Source organism: Cohnella mopanensis (genome assembly GCF_022352055.1).
GTDB lineage: Bacteria > Bacillota > Bacilli > Paenibacillales > Paenibacillaceae > Cohnella > Cohnella mopanensis.
In genome coordinates, this window is record NZ_JAKRWM010000039.1 from 1 (window position 1) to 1,139 (window position 1,139).

Here is a 1,139-nt window from a genome sequence, read left to right on the forward strand (position 1 = left end):
TTTACGCAAAAAAATCGAGGCTGACCCTGCCAATCCTGAGAGAATCGTTACGATTCGGGGGGCCGGATATATGCTGGTTGCCAGAAGTGCGCTGCAAGCGTGAACATAGCGTTAAGGTTGGTAGCCTACTATTAATCGGGCGAAATATTCGTAAAATATTCGGGGTTTACTTTGCCCGGCTCGGGTTTGGGATCGTTCTTACTCGGTTGAAAAAATGGGATCACGGCGTTGGGGCATTACTAGACGCTGTTGACCCTTTTTTTGTTCTTTCCGCTAGCTTTGCAATCGACCTCATGTAATGAATTCCTCAACACAAGTCTGCGCTTTTCCATCCTCGTCAAATGATCGCTTTCCAAGAGATTCTGTGGCATGCAGATTCCAGCTCTATTTTCCATTTGCTAATAGTAGTTGTCAAAACATTCACTATTCCTCTTGTCGTTTTGAGTCAAGGAAACTATGTCCTTTTGATTTTGTATATCTAAAGCATACTCTTACACTTTGCTAACTTATAAGGGCTTATTCGGGGGCAGGATATGTGCTGTTGGCAGAAGTGTGTTGTAAGCGCGAACTTAAAGTTTTCTTTGTAATTCACAATTGGTCCCATCTACCATGATAAAATAGGAGGAGAAAAATCGACATAAATTGTGGTGAATTGAGGGTAGTATTTGTCGAATTCTGTACGATATTTGGGATGACATCATGAAAAAATATTATCTAGGTTTTTAATCATCACCATGGTGTTTAGTTTGATTTTTTCGTCTGTAAACCGTTGTCGAATTTTCTTTTACTTTTAGTACAAAAGACATTAGTGCCAAGTAAGCTTGGCGCTAAGTCTTTGAACGGCAAGACGGGATCGATCTTCTATTTATCGCTTCCTTGTATTGTGAATGAAGGAAGGTGACGATGTGGTGGACACGCACAAAATTATGATCGTCATCCCCATATATGCGAGATTGTTCAGGCGTATTGCGAGCGTGAGGGTTTCATATCCTCCTACAGTCATAGCGGGACAGAAGCCATGAAGCTGCTTGCGTCTTTCTTTGTTTGCAAAGATGATAAGATCTTTAGTCATATTTATTTGTTTTAGTTTGATTATTGGATATGTCTCTGTAAAAGACGCTTATTTTAGCAATTCCGTC

General features: G+C 40.6%; 1 protein-coding gene. It reads left to right on the top strand.

Going from position 1 to position 1,139, the window contains the following annotated elements; all coding sequences use genetic code 11:
- Positions 1-103: winged helix-turn-helix domain-containing protein (locus tag L3D05_RS26140; RefSeq protein ID WP_255807934.1), on the top strand; the 103-nt coding region annotated here is incomplete at its 5' end.
- Between the last annotated feature and the right edge of the window lie 1,036 nt (positions 104-1,139).